This is a genomic window from Bacillus sp. GC_Bacil_1 (assembly GCF_026540675.1).
Classification (GTDB): domain Bacteria; phylum Bacillota; class Bacilli; order Bacillales; family Bacillaceae_G; genus Bacillus_A; species Bacillus_A cereus.
This window is the reverse complement of the sequence record NZ_JALNUG010000001.1, coordinates 1-22376: the sequence shown is the minus strand read 5'-3', so window position 1 is coordinate 22376 and position 22376 is coordinate 1. Positions and strand designations below refer to the sequence as shown.

Genomic DNA, 22376 nt, shown 5'->3' with positions numbered 1-22376 from the left:
TCATTTTTTATCCCGCTATTTACCGGGCAGTAAGACCCCCACTGATTAAAGTTTCACTTTATTTCTTTATTGCATTATATAAAAACTGTGCGTATTGTTCACGTGTTACGAAATTATCTCCTAAAAAGTTCCCTTCCCCGTCACCTTTTGATATTTTATTATCTACTAAAGCTTTCACATATCCTTTCGCCCAATGGCCATTTGGTATATCTTTAAAGTTCTCTGCACTATTTTCATTTTCTTTTAACTGAAATACTCTTTGTAGTACTACTGACATTTCATATCGAGTTAATACTCCATCTGGACGGAATGTATCATTTCCATACCCTGTCATAATCCCAGCTTGAACTACTGCATCAATAGCCGTTTCATACATATTTCCTTTCGTATCTGTAAAGGTCGTTTTTGGTTTTAGATTATTTTCTAATTTTAAGTACCTTTGTATTAGAAGTGCTACTTGTCCACGAGTAATGTTATCCCCAAATCCAAATTCACCATTTCCATAGCCTATAAATAACTTTTCTTTCGCTAAGTAATTAATTGCTTCTTCTGACCAATGTCCTTTTGGCACATCTTTAAACTCTACCACTTCTGTTTTCTCATCTTCTTTAGATGTATTACCGTCTTTACTTTCTACTACATTTTGAATAACAGATCCTGTAAAGAAGATTCCTGTATCCGCGAATGGATCTTTCACACCAAATTCATATACTTTCTCACCTGGTGTACTCCATTTCACTACACCATTACTATACGTACCGTTATCGCTCTTCAGACGGATTTTCGTAGAAACCTCACCATCTTTTTCATATATAGGTACTTTTACTTCTTTATTTACTTCTGTTTCCTCTAAAAATACTTTTTGATTTTGGACATTAATATAAGCCGTCTTACTTAGTTCTATAACTGGTCGGACATCACGGATTTCATTTGCAACAAAACTTAGAAATACTAATTTTTTCAAATTGCTCACTGGTGATAAGTCTGAAATATAATTCGCTTCTAAATCAAGCTTTTGTAAGTTTACTAGACTTGATAATGGCGTAATATCCTTTAACTCATTGTTAGGTAAGTGTAATTGTTTTAACTGTGTCATCTTACTTAGAGGAGTAACATCTTTTATTTCATTTTTCCCGATCCACAATTCTTCTAATTGCTTCATTTGCTCAATGCCGGATAAATCTTTAACTTTATTACGTGTTAATACTAAATCTGTTAAAGGTAATGAATATAACGCTTTAATATCTTCAATTTGATTACCTGCTAAAGTTAAGTATGTTACATTTTTCAAAGCGCTTAATGGAGCAACGTTCGTAATTTTATTATTTGCTAAATTCAAGTAATCTAGTTGTTCCATTTTCGCTAATGCTGTTACATCTTCTATTTGGTTGCCTGATAGATATAAACTTTTTACATTTTTCATTTCAGTCAGTGGTGCAACGTTTGTAATTTTATTATTACTTAAATCAAGAGATTCTAAATTATCCATCTTAACAAGTGGCGTTACATCTGCAAATTCATTACCACGCAAAGCTAAATGATTTAATTGCTTTAAGTTCGCAAAGAACGACGGGTCTTTTATCTTCGCATTCGCAACTGTTAAAGATTTTAAATTTGGCATATATTTTAATGCACTATAATCAAGTATCTCATTTGTATTTAAAAATAAATCCTTTACTTGTAATAACTCTTCTTTCGTAATTGGTGTATTTAAATCTTTTCTATTAAATACTTTTTTATTCACAAGTTCTCTTAATTTGTTATCTGTTATCATATTTTGATTATCAACTGGAGTATCCGTTTCCGTATTGCCTGAATTAGAGTTATCATCTGGTTTCTCTGTTTCTTTGTTACCTACAGTTGGATCTTTAATTTCAAATTGAACTTGATATTTGTGATCATATCCAATAGCTGGAATAAGTATATGCATTTGCATATTGTGCTTCTTCTCAAACTCGCCAATTTCAAATTGGACTACTTTCGTTCCGTTCTTCCTCTTATCTTCTGATAAAACCTTCACATCATGAAATACACCAGGCTGGTTTCTATCTTCTATTCTAAGATATTGAAAATAATCGCTATCTTGCATTGTTACAGTGACAATTTTTTTGCCAGTTGCAATCGTTACTTTAGGATCTTTTATATATTGAGAAACCATAGATGGCTCGTCTTTTTGGTCCTTATATATTTTAATTTCAGTATCATACGTGCGATCACTCGCTGCTGCTACCGATTGATTTGCTTCAACTTTTAATGCCGCTAATGCTGGAGTAGAATACGTAGCAAATGGAATCGCTAATGTTGTCGCTACTACTAGCGCCTTCATATAATTTTTTTTCAAAATAATATCCCCTATCATATATAATTTTTATAATTGATAACCCTTATCAATTACCCACAAATAAATGATAATGAATCTCATTATCATTGTCAATGAGAATATTACATTAAATTTATATTTTTAAAGATAAAAAATAAAAAGCCCTTTATTCAAAGGGCTTTTTTACCTATCGTATGAAGAATTTCACTTTTTTCCTTCTCATTGATGATACCAATTTTTTGCAAAATATTCGCGTACAATACAAGTTTATTATATATTCGTTCTGACATGTTCTCCCTTCTTTCCTTCGACCAACTTTTTTTGTATTGGTAAATTATATGAAAGAGATGAGAAAATGTGTCCACTTTTTGCATAAATGCAAATCTTTTATTTTACGATTTGCAGACAATAAAACTCCCTCCTAAAAATTAGGCGGGAGTTTAGGTACTTTCACTTTATTTAACAAACTGTCCACTGAATATTATGCTTCATAAGTTCTTCTTCAAAACTATATGGCATTTTTTTATCACAAATTACATGTTGAATACGTGAAAATGCTGCTATACGATAATTCCCTTTCACGCCTACCTTCGTATGATCACATAAAATATATGTCTTCTCAGCTAATTTCATCATCGCCTCTGACAATTTCGCTTTCTCTAATTCAAAGCTGGAAACTCCAAAACTAGGTAATAACCCATCAATCGAAACGAACGCTTTATGAAAATGGAATTGCTGTATTACTTGCTGAGAAATAGACCCTGATACACGCGAATGCTTTGGAGATACTTTTCCACCTATAAATAAAACTTCACCGTGAAACATCTTTTTATTAATAGAAGAAATTAATTGTGTTGCGACTGGAAATGAACTTGTTACAATCGTTAAGTTTTTACGATGAACAAGGTATGGAACCATTTGAAGCGGTGTACTTCCATCATCAATTGCAATGACATCACCATCTTCTACAAATGTCGCTGCTTTATAACCAATTCTTTTCTTCTCTTCTATATGTAACATTTCTCTTTCTAACATCGGTGCCTCTACCCCAGCGCCTGGAAGTTGAACAGCTCCACCATACACTTTTTTCAGCTTCTTTTCACGATCTAATTCTTCTAAATAACGACGAATCGTTTCTGTTGATACAGCAAATTCTCTCGCTAATTCTGAAACCTTTACTTTCCCTTTAAATTCTACCTTTTCAAGAATGGTTCGCTTTCTTTCTTCTCCTACTACAGACATAGCTTCACCTCATTTATATCTCCCTCATAAACTTCCTTACTTATACAAAGTTATAATTTTCTTTGTAAGTAGAAACTTCTTCATGAATATGAATACCGCGCTTTGCTAGCTCATCAAAAATTAATTGTGGATTTTCAAAAGCTTCTTCAGGCGTAACAACACCCACCCTATTTACATTTCCATTTGCAATTAACTCTGCGGCAATCCCAAATGGAATACCGACGTTTCTCGTATACGCTCTTAATTTTTCCCATCCTACAACAGAACCATCAGATAACGGATGTGTATGATATAACACATGTCTTTGCTTCTCATTATTTTTCATACCTATTACTTCTACATGAAGTGCATAACCATAAAGCTCTGTTTCTTGTCCTTCTTTCGATTGCAATAAATACTGCGAAATACAATCCATAATGCCTATTTCTTTCCCGTTTATTTCAATCTGATCATTACGCAATATGCCGTAATCATATAAAGCACGTACAAGTTGCATATTTTGCTTTGGCCAAGTTCCTCTCGTCTCTATCAGTTTGACACCTTTATTTTCTAGTGCCTTTGCTAACGTAATCGTTTCAGAATGCGGAATGATATACTGCGTTTCCTTACCATAAGGCGCTGGCAATTCTATTTCTCTCGGACGCGCAAACGGAAGTACTTGTTTAAATTCACCATCTTCATACACTGTACGCGATGGTAAATGTGGATCATATTCATATGTCGTTGTCTCTGTAATTGAAGCAGAAAAAGCAATCGGACGATACGAACCGTGACTTACGCGGACAGACTCTACAGTATCCAGTTGATTTGCTGCATGCATTGCCATCATTTGCGTTACACCTGGCGTCATGCCAAACCCAGGCAAACATGTTTTTTCATTTTGAACAAATATAGCATGCGATTCATTTTCTTCACCAAATCCATTTAAGTTCACACCGTGGCAGCCTGCTTCTGCAATACAGCGAGTCGACAATCCGTTTAGCTTTATCGTCGTACCGTCCAATACAATGTCATAACCTTTCATTTTTGCAACCGTATCCTCGTGATTCGTTACATCTACTTTTACAAAATCAACACGAGAATCGTTGAGCCATTCTACTACTTTACGGCCTTCTTCCTCGTTAAAATCGGCTACAGTAATCGTCTCAAAAGATGAAAATTGAACTAAATCCAAAATAGCTTCACGACAAATTTTACCTGCTCCCCCTAAACAAAATACTTTCACCCAATAACAGCTCCTTTAGCAATACTATCAACTAAGCGATTAATATCTTCTTCATGTACATCACCTATATTTCCAATCCGGAACGTATCTACTTTCGAAATTTTCCCAGGGTAAATAACAAATCCATAGCATTTTAATTCGTTATATAACTGTTGAAACTCGAACTCCCCTTTTGGATAAATGAAAGATGTAATAATAGGAGATTGATATTTCTCATCTACTAGTGGCTTAAATCCGATTTCTCCCATTCTATTCACTAGTAGTTTTTGATTGTTGTAATATCGATTGTAACGCGCTCTTACTCCACCCTCTTTTTCTAGTTCAAGTAGTGCTTGATAAAAAGCATGTACAACATGTGTAGGTGAAGTAAAACGCCATTTCCCATTTTGTTTTTCCATCGTTTCCCATTGATCATATAAATCAAGAGATAAAGATCGTCCTTGCCCTTTACACTTCAATAATTCATCACGTTTTGCGATTACAAATCCGAATCCAGGAACCCCTTGAATACACTTATTCGCACTACTAATTAAAAAATCAATTTGTAAATCAGCAATGTCTATTTCAATCCCGCCGAAACTACTCATCGCATCAACAATTGTAACCTTTCCATACTGCTTTCCTAATCTACATACATCTACAATTGGATTTATAATGCCTGTCGTTGTTTCACAATGAACAACTGCAATATGCGTAATCTCTTTATCTTCTTGCAATAACTTTTCTACTTCTACAATATTAGTAGGTTCCCACTCTTCTGTTTGGCTGACCACTACATCAATCTGTAACATCTCTGCCATTTGTACAATGCGCTTACCGTACGCACCATTTGTACAAACGAGAAGCTTCCCATTTCCCGGAATAACAGAACCAATTACTGCTTCAACTGAAAACGTACCGCTTCCTTGCATTAACACTGTTGTATATTTCTCTTCTTCCTTCGTCGCTAACGATACAAGTTTAGCTCTTACTTCTTGCACCATCGTATTATATTCAACATCCCACGTACACCAATCGTATAGCATAACTTCTTTTACGGATTTTGTTGTCGTTAATGGTCCTGGTGTTAATAATAAGTAGTGATTTTCATTCATGATCCCGTACCCCTTTTATGAAATAATAAGTTCTTGTTTCTCGATATGTTCCATTACGTTTTCGAGCTCCTGCATCGTTTCAATCGTAAAATGAGCCCCATTTTCAACAAACCGATTACGAACTATTTCTATTTTTTCACGAAGCTCTACCGAATCCATACTCTCCACTTCCGCTTCCGTTAAACCGAGCTCACTACTTCCAAGAATTACACCAACTGTCCACATTCCAGCATTTCTACCTTCTTTCATATCTGATACTGTGTCCCCTACTTTTATCATATGGTTCATCGGATACACACCAAGTTCCATAGCATTTTTATAGCACATCCATGGGTATGGGCGGCCTGCTGGAACATCATCTGGCGTAACAAGAAAATCAGGTTTATATCCTTGTAACGCTGCTTCCTTTGCTACAATATCCATCATTTCTCTCGTATAACCAGTTGTTGAACCGATTTTAATGCCTCTCTCACGTAAAGAAGCGATTACTTCTTTTACCCCATCAATCGGCTTAGCATAACTTGGCAAAATAGAAAAGAGAATTTCTTCAAACTCTTCATACATCTCATGAATGTCTGCTTCTGTTGGTAAGTGACCAAAGACACGCTTCCACTCATCCGCAATACGAGGCATTTCTGTTAGTGCCCTTACATGATCTATTTTTAATAATCCCATTGGCTTACGTGCTTCTTCTGCTGTAATTTCAACGCCGCGTTTATGAAAAATCTTCATGAATACTTCTAGTGGTGCAAAGCATCCGTAATCAACCGTCGTACCTGCCCAATCAAAAATAACTGCTTCAATTTTCATTCTGTCCATCACCCTTCTTACTTATCTTTTTTGCCATTGTGAAGTTCGGTTACGAAGTGCTTTCGTTCCCCATTCATATACAACTCTCACTACAATATTTGTAACAACAATAAGTACACTCATTGCAGCTGCTGGCGCTACATTTCCTGCATCATCCATATTTACGATTGATACGGCAGCTAGTTTAAAATCAGCTGCATATAGGAACACAACTGCCGATACAGTTACCATTGAATTTACGAAGTAGTACATTACCATTTCTAAAATTGCTGGTAAACACATTGGTACTGTTACTCGGAAGAATGTTTTATAAAACGGAATACCCATCGACTGCGAAACAAGCTCAAACTCTCGGTCTAATTTCTTTAAGGCAGTCGTTGCCGTGACAAATGTTACAGAATAAAAATGAATGATATTTACTAGTACTAATACAGCGATTGTTCCGTATAAAGAATGAAACGGATTCGTTACTGATAGTCCAAGAATTTGAATCGTTGGTTGACTAAAGAAAAAGACATATCCTAATCCGAGTACTAAACCTGGTATCGCTAACGGCACTATAGAGAAAAAGTAACCTGTTTTTCTAAAAAATTGTAGCTGGTCTATTTTCTCAATTGCATATGCGAATACAAATGTTAAGATCGCCCCAATAACTGCTGTAACTGCTGAAACAATTACGCTATTTTTAAATGCTTCAAGTCCATCTCCTGTTAAACTGGAAAAATTAAAATGCTCAAATGTAAAACTCATATTATATGGCCATACTTTCACACTTGCAGCAATACCAACTGCAACAAATAATAGAATGATCATAAGGGTAATCACACTACAATATATGAATGAGATTACATCTCTTTTCTTATTAGCTATTATTCTGTATGGTACTGCTTTTGAAGATAAGAAATTCGCCTGCTTTCTTTGCGTAATACGATCAACTACAAATGCGAATATAGCTGGGATTAATAAAATCATTCCGACAGTTGCACCCATCGGCATATTTTGCTGTCCAATTACTTGTTTGTATACGTCAGTAGCAAGCACATTATATTGCCCACCAACAATTTTTGGTGCCCCAAAATCAGTAAAACTAAGTGTAAACACAACAAACATTGCACTAATTAATCCGTACTTTACACTAGGTAAAGTAACCGTGAAAAATTGCTTTGTTTTACTGGCTCCTAACATATTAGAAGCTTCATATAAACGATAATCAGATCCTTGAAAGGCAATTAGCAATATGAGAAAGGCTTGCGGAAATGTATACATAACTTCAGCTATTACAATTCCTATTGGTCCATATAAAGGGATTTGTATACCTTCAAATAAACCAAACATTCCTTTCGTTACTAGCCCTTGATTACCAAATAAATATGTAAGTGCTATACCGTGCATCATCGTTGGTGCAAACAATGGTAATAACGCTACATACTGAAATACGCGCTTTACAAAAACATTCGTACGGGCAATTGCATATGCGTAAACGAATGCGATTGCAACTGAAATCATTGTTGTTGCGCCCGAAATCCATACTGTATTTTGTAAAGACTGAACTAAAGTTGGTGTTGTGAAATATTTACTGAAATTCGCTAAACCAATGAAAACTCCATCTTTATTATAAAAAGCTTGTGTAAATAGTTGTAATAGCGGTAATACAAGTATGATAAGGAAGGAAAGAATCATACCGATAATTACGAGCCTTTGGATCCATTCCTCTTTCCCTATACTTCTCTTAATCTTTTTTTTCGTACTTTCTACCTTATAGTTTTCTAACATCTCCATCTATACAATGACCTTCTTTCCATATGACAACATATGATTTTCTGAGAAAGAGATTTGAATCGGCTTTCCTTTTCTAATAGCCGTTGCTTCTACTTCTGATGCTAATATATCCACTACAATTTTCTCATTATAAAGGTGTGTGTTTTCTTCTACGACTCGCACTTCCGTCCGATATACAGATCCGCGAAATTCCATACTTTCCACAACTGTTTTAATACCGTCCTTTTGTACAATTGTTACATGTTCAGGACGAATTGCATGTTCTTCGTTATTTTTCGAAAAGAAATTAATAGAACCAATAAAATCTGCCACAAACGGATTGGCTGGTCTTTGATAAATCTCCTCTGGTGTTCCAATCTGCATAATTTCCGCATGATTCATTACAACAATTTTATCAGCCATCGTTAATGCCTCTTCTTGATCATGCGTTACCATAATCGTCGTTATTCCTATTTTCTCTTGCAAATCACGCATTTCCCTACGTAATTTTTCACGCACTTTTGCATCTAAAGCTGATAACGGCTCATCGAGTAACAAAATATCTGGAGACAGAGCGAGCGCACGTGCAAGTGCTACTCGCTGCTGTTGTCCACCAGACATTTGAGCAGGATATTTATCTTTTACATTCAGCAAATCTACAAGTTTTAACGCATCTAGCGCTTTCTCTTTCACTTCTGCTTTCCCATATTTTTTTGTCTTTAAGCCGTATTCAATATTTTCAAGTGCTGTTAAATTCGGAAATAAAGCATACGATTGGAAAACCATTCCGAAGTTTCTCTTCCCAGGAGGCAATGCTGTAATATCTTTTCCATTCACAGCTATACTGCCAGTCGTTGGTTCCTCTAGTCCCGCTAAAATGCGAAGCAACGTCGTTTTCCCACAGCCACTCGGGCCTAATAAACAAACAAACTCATTTTTGTTCACAGTAAAAGAAATATCTTTTAACGCTGTAAATGCATCAAACTGTTTTTGAATGTGTTGAATTGATAAATATTCGCTCATTTTTCTCTCTCCCACTCACTTACTTTTTCGGTTCTGCTTTTTGGCCAAACTCTTTTTCCCATTTTTCTAAAATTTTGTCACGATTTTCTGCTACCCATTTAAAGTCATTCTTTTTATATAATTTTTCAGTAACATCTTTCGGGAATCCCTCTGGAAGTTTATAATCATTTTTAATTGTCGCAAATCCATTTTTCTCAAAGTATAACTTCATTACATCATCAGTAATTGCCCAATCTAAAAATGCTTGTGCTAATTTATCATTTTTCGCATTATCTTTCTTAATAAGTGCGTTCGCTTCTACTTCCCACCCTAATCCTTCTTTCGGCAGTACAACTTCAACTGGTGCACCTTTTTGTTTCTCTTTTAAAGCACTATAAACCATTGATACACCGACTGGATATTCACCTGCTCCTGCTAATTTCGCTGGTTTTGATCCTGAATGCGTATAACTTGCCATATTATCATGAAGTTTCTTCATGTAATCCCAACCTTTATCTTCACCCATGATTTGTAGCCATGCAGAAACTGTTAAAAATCCTGTTCCAGATGATGCTGGATGTGGCATAACAAGTGTTCCTTTATACTCTGGTTTCGTTAAATCTTCATATGATTCTGGCATCGGTAAATTTTTCTTCTTTAACTCTTCTTTATTTACAGCAATCCCCGTCATAAATGCAGTATTTCCTACCCATTTTTCAGGTTGCTTATCATCTTTAAATTGTGGAAGAACACGATCTGCTCCTTTTGGAGAGTATCCTTTTAACATATCTTTTTTATCTAAAGCTAATAGACTTGATGCCGCAGTTCCCCATACAACATCTGCTTGTGTATTTTTCCCTTCAGCTAGCAATTTCGCAGTAATAACTCCTGTTGAATCACGTACAATGTTCAATTTCACATCAGGATATTTCTTTTTAAAGGAATCAAGATAAATTGGTACAAGCTCTTCTTCAATTGCTGTGTAAACAGTTAATGATCCAGATAATTTGTCATCTTTCACTTTCGCTCCAGCACTTTCTTCCTTCTTTGCACCACACCCCATTAATAACGAAAATACCATTCCAGTCGCTACAGCTTTAAAGATTGTTTTTTTCACTGTTTCTCTCTCCTTTTACAAATCTTATGTACAACTCAAATATAAACAACTAGTGTAAAAGCAGTATTAAACCAACATTAATCTTTTGTTTGTTGTTTGTTTTTGTGTAATACGTTGCTACTTCTATGTTTTTTCGCATTTTTCTGCTAATAGAAAACACTAAATTTACAAATAATTAAAAAAACCTTTATAATCCCACAAAAAAATGAGGCGTTTGTAAAAAACGCCTCATTTTTGTTTCCCTTTTTTTGAATTACGATTAGCATACTTTGCGCTATTTTCTCCTTCATACTCTAATGCAAATTCTGCATCTGGTAAGCTTTCTTTCGGAGTTTTATTATTATTGATTGCCGCATTTTGTTTCACTTTTCTTTTTACCAATACATTCACCTGCTCTCAAGAAATCACTTTCTACTCTAGTTTGAAACAACTTAAAATAATTATTACTGGCAAGTGTTAACAAGTACATAAGGGGCGTTAGATGGAAATACTACATATGAAGAAATCATTATAAAAAGGAGCGATAATTTTGAAGAAAAAAGAAAAGATTCAATCACCAATTTTAGACGAAACGCTCCCGCATCAAATGAATTTTCCATCTTTTAAAGGAACAGGAAAAACGATGCAACAACCTTTTGTGAATCAATATAATGTTGTAATTGGAGACAGTAAATATAATTCCGAGAACAGTCCGCTTAACAATTGGAGTGATGAAGTAGATCCTGCCATTATGGCTGGCGATGAGTGGATCCATCCGACAAATGATATTGGGTGGATTTCAGAAGAAAATCAAGAGTTACTAAAAAACGAAGTGGATAATAAAAATGAAGCTTTTATGCATCCACAATTTGGTATTAACGACTAAAAAACCATTCTACCTAACGTAGGTAGAATGGTTTCATACTATCCAATAATAATCCGCTCTTTCGGGTATTTATAGCGAGGTGGTTGTTCCCTTCCACCACTAGCTAAAATAAATGTTAAAATACCAACGCGTCCGATAAACATAAGCACAATGAGTACAAGTTTCCCAACAGTTGTTAAATCAGGCGTAACACCTGTTGATAGTCCCGTCGTTCCGAAAGCAGAACAAACTTCAACAATTAAGCTCATAAGCGGTACATTTTCCGTAATAGATAAAATGAATAGCGCAGTAGCACATAACAAAATCCCCATCGTCATAACGACAGATGCTTTTAGTACATCCTCTTCATGTAGCTGACGTTTGAAGACTCTAACTGTTCTACCGCCCCTTGCAAAGGTGTATAGTGACAATATACTAACAGCAAATGTAGTTGTACGTATTCCGCCCCCAACCGAACTTGGAGATGCCCCTATAAACATTAATATACTCATAAATAAAAGCGTCGGTTGTGACAATTCACGTATATCCATCGTAGCAAGTCCACCACTTCGCGTCGTCACAGATTGGAATAATGTATAAAATACCGTTTCATGCCATGACTTTCCTACTAAAAAGTGATTTCTCTCCAGTAAAAAAATCATAATTGTACCAACAACAACGAGTGCAAAAAATGTTGTTGTCGTCAATTTTGTAAATAATGAAAAACGAAATAATTGTTGTCCTCTTTTACTAAGGAATTGCTTCACTTCCATTAGCACAGGGAAACCAATCGCCCCTAAAATAATTAGTAACATATGAATCATTTGAACAATATAATCTTTTTTATACGGAATTAACGATTGTCCTGTTAAATCAAATCCACCGTTCGTAGTCGCACTAACTGCTGCAAAGAAACCGTGAAAATAAGCTTCTTGCCAAGTCGGAAAGTAAAGTAAAAATCTTGTACCTAATAGGATTGCTCCAATAAGTTCTATCGAAATAATTACAATTAAAATAGAACGCATCAATTCTACAAGACCCGATAAATTTCCTTGATTATGGTCTGCCATAATTAATCTTCTTCTTTGCAAACCAATCTTTTTCCCCGTAATGATCCAAACAAATGTACCAAGCGCCATAATTCCTAAGCCGCCTAATTGTAAAATAAGGGCTAAAACAATAATTCCTGCTGTAGTAAACGTATCTGAAATCGTAATAACAGACAGCCCCGTAACACTTACCGCACTAACCGATGTAAAAAGGGCATCTATAAATGTCCATTTCACACCAGGTTTCGTAACAAACGGTAAACTAAGCAAGATTACCGATACAACTACTGCTAATAAATAAAATAAAACAATGAGTTGTACTGGACGTAATTTTTGTAAAAACTTTTTTATATCTCTCATTCCATCACTTCGCTACCTTTTTTCTATCGATTAAATAAAGAAAAATCTTCCCTTTCTTTATTTGTAAATAACTGTTCAAATAATTTGGCAAAGACCATTCCATATACAGTTCCATTACCTCCATACGGCAATGCGTAAAACAAATTATGTATCTTTTCGTCTTCTTTTAAAATGGGGAGACCATCATGAGTACCACCAAATGCGGCTGCCCAATAGTAGTCTGCCTGTATATTTTTATACTGCGGGAACATCTCTTTTACAATATTAATAAGGATATCACGCTTATGCAATAATTTCGTATCACCGATTGTTTGAATTTGCATCGCTTCATCTAATCCGCCTACAATAATGCGGTTTCGATACGTTCGAAAATATAAGTAAGGCCGTTCCGTTTCCCAAATTAACGATCGCTCATGCCAGCCTTCAAACTGATCTATTTCATTTGTTACAATTGCATAAGAAGTTTCTACTGTTGTATTTTTTTCTTTCTTTCCAAAAAGCGCTTCATAACCTGTCGCCATAATAATATTCTTTGCTACAATTTGATTTCCTGTTTTCGTGTAACAAATTAAATCATTTTGGCGTTTTTTTATATGTATTGCCTCTGTATGTTCATATATATTAGCTCCTATTTGGTTTGCTTTATGCAAAAAACTATGCGCTAATAAATACGGATTCACCTCAGCATCACCTTGCGTATATAACGCTGCTTGTTTTGCAAAAGAATAACGTTTCTTAATATCAGCTTCTGTAAAATATTCAACTGGAAATCCATAATTCTGTAACGTATTATATTCCTCTTGTAAAAATGAGACATCCTCACTTTTACTTGCATAATATAAACTATTTCGCGGAATAAAATGGGGATCAATATCAAGAGTCGGTATAACCTCTTCCATTGTTCTTAGCGCTTCATAACAAAGCTTATATGCTCGTACCCCTTTTTCTTTACCAAATGTATGGATAAGGGAGGTTAACGATTTATCATGAAGGAATTGTAGTAAACCTGTATTAGCAGCTGTGCTACCACACCCAATTGCTCTTTTTTCAATAAGCGTAACACTCATGCCAATTTTCGCTAACGAATGCGCTATATGAGCACCAGCTTCGCCGCTTCCGACTACGAGCACATCACATATCATATCATTTTCTAACAGTGGATAACAAGGTACAGAAACTCCTGTATTCCAAAACAACTTACCATTCATAAGTTTCATAATTATACTCCTAAAATATAAGTTTCTCCTTTCTATGTTTTGTTATTTTCCATAAAAAAATCCAACTAACATAGGCTAGTTGGATTTTTTATTTTTAATTAGAACGCTCTTCAAGCCAATTTCCAATCGTCGGATATGTTTGTTTTACAGCTGTTCCACCGTAAACGATAGACATATGCCCTGTCGGTAAACATACATATTGTTTATCTGTGCTAGAAATATGGTCTAGTAATGCTTCTACTTGACATGGCAAAGCAATATGATCACGTTTCCCGGAAATATTTAAGACATTCGCCTTAATATTTGCAAGGTCTACCTTTTGTCCGCGAATAACGAGTTCACCCTTAACCAGTTTATTATTTTGATAAAAATCACGAATCCACTGTCTGTATGATTCACCTGGGAACGGAATACCATCACCAACCCACTTTTGAACCAATCTCCAGCTTTCGACGAAGCGCTCATTCTCTGAACGATCTACTAAAGCAACATATGGACCGACAAAGTTCGTAATTGGTTTTAACATTTTGTTTCCGAAATCAATCATTTCTGGCGGAATATTTCCAAATGTATCAACCGCTTTATCTAAATTGAAGTATTTCTCATCTAACAAAGGACCATACAATCCTGTTTCAGAGAAATCAAAAGGACTTGTCATGAAAATTAAATTACGAATTGGCATGTGCGGATGAAGTGCTGCATAAATAGAAGTTAGCGTTCCACCCATGCAATAACCAAGTAAAGAAATCTCGTCCGATTTTGCAGTTCGCATTACTTTTTTTACTGCTTTTGCAATATAATCAAACACGAAATCATCAAATTTCAAATGACTATCTTCTAAACCAAATGTGCCCCAATCAAGCATATACACATCAAAACCACGATCCACTAGATATTCCACTAAACTATTTCCAGGAGTTAAATCCATAATATATGGTTTATTGATAAGAGCATATATTAACAGAATTGGAACTCTTTGTATTTTTTCTTGTTTTGGAATGTAGCGATAAAGCTTCGTCTTATTCTTCGTCCAAATAACCTCTTTCGGCGTTAATCCTACTTGCGGCTCTGGTTCACGTAATAAAATTTCACTCGCCCTTTTCACTCGGCGGTATGCTTTTCGGTACTCTTCTGGGTATAGCTCTAATTGCTTTTCCCATTCTGTTGCGAATGTAGTCATTTTTTTTATCTCCTTTTTGGTCGATTTCCTTCTTAAAAAAAGAAGTGCATTCCTGCTATGGATATGCACTTTTTTCTTACTTCATTACATATATAATCCGCCGTTAATGTTTAATTGCTGACCTGTGATATACGCACCGTCACGGCATAGGTATACTACACCTTTTGCAATTTCATCAGCTTGACCAAAACGTTTTTTCGGGATTTTTGCAACGATTTTTTGACGTACTTCTTCTGGCACTTCTGCTACCATTTCAGTATCAATAAATCCTGGGCAAATTGCATTTACAGTGACATTTGTTTTTGCAAGTTCTAACGCTAATGATTTTGTAAATCCTAACATACCCGCTTTTGCTGCTGAGTAGTTTGTTTGGCCAAATCCACCTGCTTGACCAATAATAGAAGAAATGCTAATAATTCTTCCTTCTTCCGCTTCCGTTATGTATGGAAGAACCGCGCTTGTCGTATTAAATACGCTACTTAAATTCACGTCAATTACGCGCTCCCAATCTTCACGATTTAACTTTTTGAATGTACGATCTCTTGTAATACCAGCATTATTAACAAGAATATCAACTTTACCAAAATGATTCACAGCTTCTTCTACAAGTCGGTTTGCATCTTCTACTTTAGAAACATCCGCTTGCACTGCATAAACGTCATGTCCGTCTTTTCCTAGTTCATTTACTAAGTTTTCAGCTGCTTCTTTACTGCTATTATAGTTAATAACAACTTTAGCGCCCTCTTGTGCTAACGCTACTGTAATTGCTTTTCCAATCCCTTTTGCTCCACCTGTTACGATTGCTACTTTTCCATTTAATTGAACCATTTCTTTTCCCCCTTAAATGAATTTGTGAACGATTGTTATGAATCATTTTGGTACTCATACTGTAGAGTCCCTATATAATTATGTTTCGCCGTTTACATGTGAAAAGAGATTCTCCCTCTCTCTTTTGCCTGTTATAAACAAGCGCTTTTATCATTTTTTATTTTCCGGCTTATTCGCAGGCTTTATCTCTTCTTTTACAGGTACTTGTAGTTTAGCTAGTACTGCATTTTGCTTTTCTAGCAATTCTAAAATTTGATCTACTTTTGTTTCAAGCGTACGAATATCTTGTTTCACTTTTGTCACATCACGCTTTAATGTAGGAGCTTGTCCTAAAGAATCTACTTTCTCCTCTAGAAACTCCTCAATGTTATCTACTTTATTTTCTAAGTTAATAACAAGCGTAGCCACTCTTGCAATATCCTCTTTCGTCGGCACATTTACTTGTTCTAAATAGTTTTTTGTCGTATCATTTAATGCTTTTTGATAAAACAAATTCAAATCTAGAACGCTGCCCATCCAAGCAGAATATTCTTCTGTTTTAATTGTTTCATTGAGCGCTTTTCCCCAAAATGTTTCGGTTTGTTCATAAGCATTTTTCCATGCTTGTAGTGGATCGAATTTTTGATCAATCACTTTACCTACACTCCCTTTTTCTTTTTTGAAACAATTCAACCTATTCACTATTTTCTAATATTCTGAATAAAACTTCAAGTCTATATTTTATTTTTTTCTATTTTCTAACAAATGTGTTGACTTTAAAAACAGATAGGTGTAAATTGCACTTATAAGCAAAAAATTCCATCTAACTGATTCATGAGGTGATGCACAATCATGCTACAAAATGAACCAGAACAACGCGAAAGTTTGGAGAACAACCAAGCGAAACAACCAAACTCCATGCCAAAAAACTTCTTAGTTCCCTTCTTACTTCTCTGTCTAAAAGACTGGAGTCTTCATGGTTACAAACTTATTCAAATGCTAATGGATATCGGCTTTTCTTCTGTTGACCAAGGTAATGTTTATAGAACACTACGCAAATTAGAAAAAGAAAACCTTATTTCTTCTACTTGGGATACAAGCGATGGAGGGCCGGCAAAAAGAATTTATTCTTTAACTGAATATGGAGAGCAATATTTAACAACATGTGCGACTTCTTTTGAACATTATCAAAATATGTTGCGGACGTTTTTCACGTTATACACCAATGCATTCTTTCCATTTTCTACTTCTCCAGAAAAGGATGAAAAGGATTCTTCATCTTCACCTGGTGGTACAGCAGAGTAATCTGCGTTCACAATATGTAAAAAAACATTTGGGGGTCAAACAATGGAAACTAAACCATACGAATTAGTCGATGCATTTTGGAAAAACTGGTCTCAATCACTTTCCCTTTTTTCTTCAGCTGGGAAACAATTAGAGCAACTTACTTTAGAAACATTAAAACAACAACAAGACGCTTTGCATAAATTAACATCAGGAGTAGATGAACTAGAAAAAGAACTACAACAAATCACTGCTCAGTTCAATAACCAATATACAGATTACGTGAAACAATTAACTGGTAACTCCTTAAATGATCAAATTAACGAGTGGCAAGACAAGTGGAAAGAACTTTCTGCTCATATGCAGCAGCTTACTGTTTCTCCTACAAAAACATCTTTGTCAATTCTTACACAAACAAGCGGTCAATTTGAAGAAACAACAAAACAATTTATTGAGCAACAACAATTACAACGTGAAGAGGCTCAAAAACAGTTAGAGGGTTTTTTGGAAGAGTTCAAGTCAAAACAGTTGGAACTCGCAAAAAAGTTCGAGGAAAACTCAAAAAATCTATTTACTTCCATCAAGTAAGAAAAATGTGGGAGCTAACTGCAGCACAAACAAAACTCTTTCTTCCTCCTACTACATCAAGATGGCTAACATTTTTCGATATGGAAAAGAAGGAGGACAAAATGAATCCATTTCAAGAAGCACAAACTGTTCCGGAGCTTCGTTATGATGAGATTCAAGTCGGTGATCAAGCATCCCTTACAAAAACAATTACAGATGAAGATGTTATCAATTTTGCAAAATTGACTGGAGATGTGAATCCTATTCACATTTTAGATTCTTTTGCAAAAACGACAATGTTTAAAGAACGTATTGCTCACGGTATGCTCGTTTCGAGTTTTATTTCTACCATCCTTGGAACGAAACTCCCAGGCAAAAATACGATTTATTTATCCCAAAATGTTTCATTCCGTGCCCCTGTCAAAATCGGTGATACACTTCGCGTTGTGGCAGAGGTTATTAAGAAGCGTGACGATAAAAAAATCATTACGTTGCAAACAAACATATATAATCAATCAGATGATATTGTCGTGGAAGGAACAGCGACAATACTAAAAAAAGAGTAGCAAAGTTGCTACTCTTTTTTTCTATCCAAGAACTTCTAATCGCACCGATTACTTCCGCGTATGAGTATGTCATTTCCACATAAAATAACGTTACCAGTTTAGATAAGAACTTAGCTGAACTGGACTACTCATAAGGATGTGTATCAACATGGTAAAAACAAACAAATTATTAGTTCCAGGTGCAGAACAAGCGCTTGAACAATTTAAATATGAAATTGCACAAGAATTTGGTGTAAGCTTAGGTTCTAATACAGCATCTCGTTCTAACGGTTCAGTTGGCGGTGAAGTAACAAAACGTCTTGTTGCTTTAGCTCAACAACAATTACGTGGATAATTATATAACATATGGCTTAGAGGCAGATATTATCTGCCTCTTTCTATTTTCAACATACATAATAGTGCTTTTTCACATACTAATCAAAGCAAAACGAAAGGAGCAATATGTGACATGAAACGGATTAATATTAGCATGAGCCCTCCCCGCGTTCTTACTTTATCTTTTATTGTATTATCAGTTGTCGGCACATGCTTATTAAAACTGCCAATTGCTACGACAACGTCCATTTCATGGCTCGATGCCTTATTTACAACCGTTTCCGCTTGTACTGTTACTGGGCTTGGTGTTGTGGATACTGGAAAAGTGTTTACTTTATTTGGACAATGTGTCATTTTAACGCTTATACAAGTTGGCGGGCTTGGCATTATGAGCTTTGCGGTCTTAATTGCTATTATGCTCGGAAGAAAAATCGGTCTTCAAAACCGTATTTTATTACAACAAGCATTAAATCAAACGAATATCGGCGGCGTTATCCGTCTTGCCAAAGCATTATTTTTATTCTCTTTTACAGTCGAATGTATCGCTACTTTAATTCTTTCTTTTGAATGGGTACCCAAATATGGGGTTGCCAAAGGGATCTATTATAGTTTTTTCCATTCAATCTCAGCCTTTAACAATGCTGGTTTTTCTGTGTGGAGCGATAATTTAATGTCCCATTCTCATAGCATTCTTGTCAATTTCGTCATTTCCTCTCTAATCATTTTAGGTGGAATTGGTTTTACAGTAATTGTAGACATAAAAAGAAAGAAAAACTTTAAAAACCTTACACTACATTCAAAACTTATGCTCACTTCTACTCTAATCGTCAACATTATTGCTACCCTTTTTATTTTTATATTCGAGTTCCATAACTCCCTTTCTATGAGAGGTTTTACCCCATTTGAAGAAGGAATGGCCTCTTATTTTCAAGCAATTTCAACACGAACTGCCGGGTTTAATACTGTTGATATTTCTACATTGTCAAAACCTTCCCTCCTATTAATGATGCTCCTTATGTTTATTGGTGCTGGTAGTGCTTCAACGGGTGGTGGGATTAAGTTAACAACATTTTTAATCATATTTTTTGGCGTATTTAAATTTTTACAAGAACAAGAGGATATTGTCGTATTTAAAAAATCCATTAAAGATACTCTCATTGTCAAATCATTAACCATTACTATTATTTCCATTTCATTTATCTTTTTTGCTATTTTAATTTTGAGTATTACTGAGCGAGTTCCTCTATTGATGAGTGCTTTCGAAGTATTTTCAGCATTCGGGACTGTTGGCCTCAGTATGAACTTAACACCCCACTTAACTATAATCGGAAAAGCTATTATTATCTTTATGATGTTTTTTGGCAAAATGGGGCCTTTAACATTGGCTTTTTCATTTGCTCGTAAAAAGAACCGGAAAATAAAATATCCTAATGAAGATATTTTAACAGGTTGACAACCGTATCAATTATCCATATAATGAGAATACAATAACATATCTCCAAAGGGGAGTAGCGTCCAAGAATATTTCTTGGAAACAAAGTCGTCATTACGTAGAACTTAGTTCTTCCGGCTTTGTTGGCATTTTTATTACATATGTCTAGCAAGACCTTTGCCTATTAACGGCAGAGGTCTTTTTTGTATTCATTTCCAAATTCTTCCAAAGTTAATAGGCAGGAGTATGGGGAAACTAAATAGTGGGGAAATTCTTCACTTATTTAGAACTTATAGAGATGAGAGGAGAATGTACATGGATGTATCATTATTATTGGAGTATGGTTGGGTATTACTCATCCTAATTGCACTTGAAGGGATTTTAGCGGCTGATAACGCTCTTGTTCTTGCAATTATGGTAAAACATTTACCAGAAGAAAAACGAAAGAAAGCACTATTTTACGGATTAGCGGGGGCATTTGTTTTCCGATTTGGATCGTTATTTATGATTTCGTTCTTAGTCGATGTATGGCAAGTGCAAGCAATCGGTGCCATCTACCTTATGTTTATCGCTGGTAATCACTTATTTAAAACATATGTTAAAAAGAATACAGATGAAGAAACAGAAGAAAAAGAAGCAAAGAAAAAACAAGAGAACTTCTGGTGGACTGTATTTAAAGTTGAAGTTGCTGATATCGCCTTCGCAGTTGATTCAATTTTAGCTGCGGTTGCACTAGCAATGACTTTACCAAAAACAGGATTAGGTACAATTGGTAGTCTAGATACTGGGCAATTCGTTGTTATCTTTGTAGGTGGACTTATCGGATTAATCATTATGCGATTTGCAGCAACTGCATTCGTACAAATCTTAAAACGTAAACCAGGACTTGAAACTGCAGCATTCTTAATTGTAGGTTGGGTTGGTGTGAAGCTAGCAGTTTATACATTAGCACACCCTGCATTAAATGTAATTCCACATTCATTCCCAGAATCCACTCCGTGGAAGCTTACATTCTGGATTGTATTAGTCGGAATCGCAGTTGGTGGTTGGTTCTTCTCAAAAGAAGTAGAAGTAAAAGTAGAAAAGAATTTAGACGAAAAAGCGCTGTAATTACAGCGCTTTTTCTTTTTCCTTTCTTCCTCTCAATGTCCAGAAAAAATTCCATTATACTACCCTTTGTAAACGTTTTCTTAACGTATGTATGTCCTTTTTGTGAAACATTGCACAAACTTATTGAAAGTGAGAACAATTCCATGTACTTTATTCATATAAGGAGTATTTATAGAAGATTTACTAAAGGAGCGTATTACTCATGCTAGAACAAGGACTAGATTATGTTGTCAAACTGGCTAAAAGCAAAAAGAAAATGCTAGATACAAACCCAATGCAATATTTCATTCGTGCTGCACTTGCGGGTATTTATATCGGTTTTATTATTGTACTATGTTTTAAATTAGGTAACTTTTTTCACATTGCAGATTCACCAGCAACTTATTTAGCTGCTTCTATGTTTTTCGGGATTGCTCTCGTACTTATTATATATGGCGGTGCTGAATTGTTTACTGGAAACACAATGTACTTTACTGTAGCAACTTTAAGAAAAGAAACAACGATTTCTGATACACTTCGTAACTGGGTTGCTTGTTATGCAGGTAACTTAGCCGGCGCGTTATTCTTTGCCTTACTATTTTACGCAACTGGAATTTTTGAAGCAATTGATCACGGTCACCTAATGAATAAAGTCGTTGAAGGAAAGATGAACACACCTACAATGCAGTTATTCTTTAAAGCCATTTTATGTAACTGGCTCGTATGTCTTGCTTGCTTCTTACCATCTCAGGTTAAAGGCGACACGGCAAAAATAATGGTCATGATGCTACTTGTTTTCACATTCTTCTTATCTGGTTACGAACATAGTATTGCAAACTTGTCACTCTTTGCTTTATCTTTAGTTTCACCACATCCTGAGACAATTTCTTTTTCAGGTGCTATTCATAACTTAATTCCTGTTACAATCGGTAACATTATTGGCGGATCAGTATTTGTCGGTATGGTATACCACTACTTAACAAAAAAAACACCTGAAGTTCAACAGGAAGAAACTGAAATCGCAGCAGCTCAACAAGAAGAGATTATTCCTTTACAAGCACATATGAAACATTAAAAACTCCAAAGTTTTACTTTGGA

22 protein-coding genes and 1 riboswitch are annotated in these 22376 nt (G+C 35.2%); of the genes, 8 read left to right on the top strand and 14 right to left on the bottom strand.

What is annotated here, in order from left to right; all coding sequences use genetic code 11:
* Positions 1 to 58: 58 nt before the first annotated feature.
* From OXT04_RS00110 to OXT04_RS00070, 9 genes are all read right to left on the bottom strand, one after another.
* A complete protein-coding gene (locus OXT04_RS00110; protein ID WP_097920407.1) occupies positions 59 to 2359 on the bottom strand; it encodes an NEAT domain-containing leucine-rich repeat protein in 2301 nt (766 codons plus the stop codon).
* A gap of 420 nt (positions 2360 to 2779) precedes the next feature.
* The gene (locus tag OXT04_RS00105; RefSeq protein WP_000117666.1) at positions 2780 to 3562 is read right to left on the bottom strand and encodes a DeoR/GlpR family DNA-binding transcription regulator; all 783 of its coding nucleotides are present in this window, start codon (positions 3560 to 3562) and stop codon (positions 2780 to 2782) included.
* A 40-nt stretch (positions 3563 to 3602) separates the two neighbouring features.
* On the bottom strand, positions 3603 to 4787 hold the full coding sequence (locus tag OXT04_RS00100) for a saccharopine dehydrogenase family protein (RefSeq protein WP_000862169.1): 1185 nt from the start codon (positions 4785 to 4787) through the stop codon (positions 3603 to 3605).
* Positions 4784 to 5881: a 2-aminoethylphosphonate--pyruvate transaminase gene (gene phnW / locus OXT04_RS00095; protein WP_001004785.1), complete on the bottom strand. Its 1098-nt coding sequence runs from the start codon at positions 5879 to 5881 to the stop codon at positions 4784 to 4786. Before phnW ends, OXT04_RS00100 begins: the two co-directional genes overlap by 4 nt.
* 15 nt (positions 5882 to 5896) lie before the next feature.
* Positions 5897 to 6691 carry a phosphonoacetaldehyde hydrolase gene (gene phnX, locus OXT04_RS00090; protein WP_000687382.1) on the bottom strand — a complete coding sequence of 265 codons (795 nt, stop codon included), beginning with the start codon at positions 6689 to 6691 and terminating at the stop codon, positions 5897 to 5899.
* A 21-nt stretch (positions 6692 to 6712) separates the two neighbouring features.
* Positions 6713 to 8470: a putative 2-aminoethylphosphonate ABC transporter permease subunit gene (locus tag OXT04_RS00085; protein ID WP_267412588.1), complete on the bottom strand. Its 1758-nt coding sequence runs from the start codon at positions 8468 to 8470 to the stop codon at positions 6713 to 6715.
* Positions 8471 to 9472 (bottom strand): putative 2-aminoethylphosphonate ABC transporter ATP-binding protein, encoded by a 1002-nt coding sequence (locus tag OXT04_RS00080; protein ID WP_000006196.1) that lies wholly within the window; start codon positions 9470 to 9472, stop codon positions 8471 to 8473.
* Positions 9473 to 9491: 19 nt separating this feature from the next.
* On the bottom strand, positions 9492 to 10568 hold the full coding sequence (locus OXT04_RS00075) for a putative 2-aminoethylphosphonate ABC transporter substrate-binding protein (RefSeq protein WP_267412587.1): 1077 nt from the start codon (positions 10566 to 10568) through the stop codon (positions 9492 to 9494).
* A 228-nt stretch (positions 10569 to 10796) separates the two neighbouring features.
* Complete coding sequence (locus tag OXT04_RS00070; RefSeq protein WP_000240799.1) at positions 10797 to 10949, bottom strand: hypothetical protein; 153 nt, start codon at positions 10947 to 10949, stop codon at positions 10797 to 10799.
* A 148-nt stretch (positions 10950 to 11097) separates the two neighbouring features.
* Between OXT04_RS00070 and OXT04_RS00065 the strand changes: the two genes are divergently transcribed.
* A complete protein-coding gene (locus OXT04_RS00065) occupies positions 11098 to 11433 on the top strand; it encodes a DUF3905 domain-containing protein (RefSeq protein WP_000726028.1) in 336 nt (111 codons plus the stop codon).
* A 38-nt stretch (positions 11434 to 11471) separates the two neighbouring features.
* On the opposite strand, the gene OXT04_RS00060 is transcribed toward OXT04_RS00065, so the two are convergent.
* The 5 genes from OXT04_RS00060 to phaR form a co-directional block, all read right to left on the bottom strand.
* Positions 11472 to 12821 carry a TrkH family potassium uptake protein gene (locus OXT04_RS00060; protein ID WP_001204706.1) on the bottom strand — a complete coding sequence of 450 codons (1350 nt, stop codon included), beginning with the start codon at positions 12819 to 12821 and terminating at the stop codon, positions 11472 to 11474.
* A 23-nt stretch (positions 12822 to 12844) separates the two neighbouring features.
* Entirely contained in the window at positions 12845 to 14038 is a 1194-nt protein-coding gene (locus tag OXT04_RS00055) for an NAD(P)/FAD-dependent oxidoreductase (protein WP_000772526.1), read from the bottom strand.
* Positions 14039 to 14132: 94 nt separating this feature from the next.
* Positions 14133 to 15218 carry a class III poly(R)-hydroxyalkanoic acid synthase subunit PhaC gene (phaC, locus tag OXT04_RS00050; RefSeq protein WP_256426316.1) on the bottom strand — a complete coding sequence of 362 codons (1086 nt, stop codon included), beginning with the start codon at positions 15216 to 15218 and terminating at the stop codon, positions 14133 to 14135.
* Between the two features lie 84 nt (positions 15219 to 15302).
* Positions 15303 to 16046: an acetoacetyl-CoA reductase gene (locus OXT04_RS00045; RefSeq protein ID WP_000250407.1), complete on the bottom strand. Its 744-nt coding sequence runs from the start codon at positions 16044 to 16046 to the stop codon at positions 15303 to 15305.
* Between the two features lie 150 nt (positions 16047 to 16196).
* Positions 16197 to 16679: a polyhydroxyalkanoic acid synthase subunit PhaR gene (gene phaR, locus OXT04_RS00040; RefSeq protein ID WP_000566941.1), complete on the bottom strand. Its 483-nt coding sequence runs from the start codon at positions 16677 to 16679 to the stop codon at positions 16197 to 16199.
* A 198-nt stretch (positions 16680 to 16877) separates the two neighbouring features.
* On the opposite strand from phaR, the gene phaQ reads away from it, so the two are divergent.
* The 7 genes from phaQ to OXT04_RS00005 all read left to right on the top strand — a co-directional run bounded on the left by phaQ (position 16878) and on the right by OXT04_RS00005 (position 22353).
* Complete coding sequence (gene phaQ / locus OXT04_RS00035) at positions 16878 to 17330, top strand: poly-beta-hydroxybutyrate-responsive repressor (RefSeq protein ID WP_000939954.1); 453 nt, start codon at positions 16878 to 16880, stop codon at positions 17328 to 17330.
* A 42-nt stretch (positions 17331 to 17372) separates the two neighbouring features.
* A complete protein-coding gene (gene phaP, locus OXT04_RS00030; protein WP_000448592.1) occupies positions 17373 to 17897 on the top strand; it encodes a polyhydroxyalkanoic acid inclusion protein PhaP in 525 nt (174 codons plus the stop codon).
* A 101-nt stretch (positions 17898 to 17998) separates the two neighbouring features.
* Positions 17999 to 18442 carry a MaoC family dehydratase gene (locus OXT04_RS00025; protein ID WP_001067916.1) on the top strand — a complete coding sequence of 148 codons (444 nt, stop codon included), beginning with the start codon at positions 17999 to 18001 and terminating at the stop codon, positions 18440 to 18442.
* A 148-nt stretch (positions 18443 to 18590) separates the two neighbouring features.
* Positions 18591 to 18776: an alpha/beta-type small acid-soluble spore protein gene (locus OXT04_RS00020; protein ID WP_000241212.1), complete on the top strand. Its 186-nt coding sequence runs from the start codon at positions 18591 to 18593 to the stop codon at positions 18774 to 18776.
* A 114-nt stretch (positions 18777 to 18890) separates the two neighbouring features.
* Positions 18891 to 20210: a TrkH family potassium uptake protein gene (locus OXT04_RS00015; protein WP_000822356.1), complete on the top strand. Its 1320-nt coding sequence runs from the start codon at positions 18891 to 18893 to the stop codon at positions 20208 to 20210.
* A 38-nt stretch (positions 20211 to 20248) separates the two neighbouring features.
* A riboswitch (yybP-ykoY riboswitch) is annotated at positions 20249 to 20414 on the top strand.
* Between the two features lie 90 nt (positions 20415 to 20504).
* Positions 20505 to 21299, top strand: coding sequence for a TerC family protein (locus OXT04_RS00010; protein ID WP_000383326.1), 795 nt, complete (start codon positions 20505 to 20507; stop codon positions 21297 to 21299).
* Between the two features lie 202 nt (positions 21300 to 21501).
* Complete coding sequence (locus tag OXT04_RS00005; protein ID WP_000893034.1) at positions 21502 to 22353, top strand: formate/nitrite transporter family protein; 852 nt, start codon at positions 21502 to 21504, stop codon at positions 22351 to 22353.
* The last annotated feature ends 23 nt before the right edge of the window (positions 22354 to 22376 follow it).

Coding starts and splice junctions, on each gene's coding strand:
- OXT04_RS00020 (WP_000241212.1), top strand. CDS start 18,591: ATGGTAAAAACAAACAAATTATTAGTTCCAGGTGCAGAACAAGCGCTT.
- OXT04_RS00110 (WP_097920407.1), bottom strand. CDS start 2,359: ATGATAGGGGATATTATTTTGAAAAAAAATTATATGAAGGCGCTAGTA.
- phnW (WP_001004785.1), bottom strand. CDS start 5,881: ATGAATGAAAATCACTACTTATTATTAACACCAGGACCATTAACGACA.
- phnX (WP_000687382.1), bottom strand. CDS start 6,691: ATGAAAATTGAAGCAGTTATTTTTGATTGGGCAGGTACGACGGTTGAT.
- OXT04_RS00080 (WP_000006196.1), bottom strand. CDS start 9,472: ATGAGCGAATATTTATCAATTCAACACATTCAAAAACAGTTTGATGCA.
- OXT04_RS00025 (WP_001067916.1), top strand. CDS start 17,999: ATGAATCCATTTCAAGAAGCACAAACTGTTCCGGAGCTTCGTTATGAT.
- OXT04_RS00055 (WP_000772526.1), bottom strand. CDS start 14,038: ATGAAACTTATGAATGGTAAGTTGTTTTGGAATACAGGAGTTTCTGTA.
- OXT04_RS00015 (WP_000822356.1), top strand. CDS start 18,891: ATGAAACGGATTAATATTAGCATGAGCCCTCCCCGCGTTCTTACTTTA.
- OXT04_RS00105 (WP_000117666.1), bottom strand. CDS start 3,562: ATGTCTGTAGTAGGAGAAGAAAGAAAGCGAACCATTCTTGAAAAGGTA.
- OXT04_RS00005 (WP_000893034.1), top strand. CDS start 21,502: ATGCTAGAACAAGGACTAGATTATGTTGTCAAACTGGCTAAAAGCAAA.
- phaQ (WP_000939954.1), top strand. CDS start 16,878: ATGCTACAAAATGAACCAGAACAACGCGAAAGTTTGGAGAACAACCAA.
- OXT04_RS00060 (WP_001204706.1), bottom strand. CDS start 12,821: ATGAGAGATATAAAAAAGTTTTTACAAAAATTACGTCCAGTACAACTC.
- OXT04_RS00085 (WP_267412588.1), bottom strand. CDS start 8,470: ATGGAGATGTTAGAAAACTATAAGGTAGAAAGTACGAAAAAAAAGATT.
- OXT04_RS00045 (WP_000250407.1), bottom strand. CDS start 16,046: ATGGTTCAATTAAATGGAAAAGTAGCAATCGTAACAGGTGGAGCAAAA.
- phaP (WP_000448592.1), top strand. CDS start 17,373: ATGGAAACTAAACCATACGAATTAGTCGATGCATTTTGGAAAAACTGG.
- phaC (WP_256426316.1), bottom strand. CDS start 15,218: ATGACTACATTCGCAACAGAATGGGAAAAGCAATTAGAGCTATACCCA.
- OXT04_RS00010 (WP_000383326.1), top strand. CDS start 20,505: ATGGATGTATCATTATTATTGGAGTATGGTTGGGTATTACTCATCCTA.